Here is a 255-nt window from a genome sequence, read left to right as displayed (position 1 = left end):
CCTCGAGGCTGGTCAGCGGCCCGCCGCCGCGAACGCCTGGAAACGCAGCTAGCCGATGCGGATTCGGTACTCGACGCCGCCCTCGCCGCCGGCTACTCCGGCACGCGGGCACCCTATGCGGACGCGCAGGCGCTGACGCCGGCCCAGCGCCGACGCAAAGGTGCGGGCGAAACCCTGCGCTATGCTCTGGCGCCCTGCCCGCTCGGCCTGTTGCTGGTCGCCAGCAGCGACAAAGGTATCTGCGCCCTGCTGTTC

The 255-nt window shown here is 71.8% G+C and carries 1 pseudogene; it reads left to right on the top strand.

The annotated features are described in order from the left end of the window. Window positions 1–255, top strand: a pseudogene (locus AAEZ09_RS28735) (bifunctional DNA-binding transcriptional regulator/O6-methylguanine-DNA methyltransferase Ada); the annotation flags it as partial.

The sequence above is a fragment of the Pseudomonas sp. 65/3-MNA-CIBAN-0223 genome, assembly GCF_040310425.1.
Taxonomy (GTDB): Bacteria; Pseudomonadota; Gammaproteobacteria; order Pseudomonadales; family Pseudomonadaceae; genus Aquipseudomonas; species Aquipseudomonas gregormendelii.
Note: the sequence above shows the minus strand (reverse complement) of the source record. Positions and strands in the feature narration are given on the sequence as shown.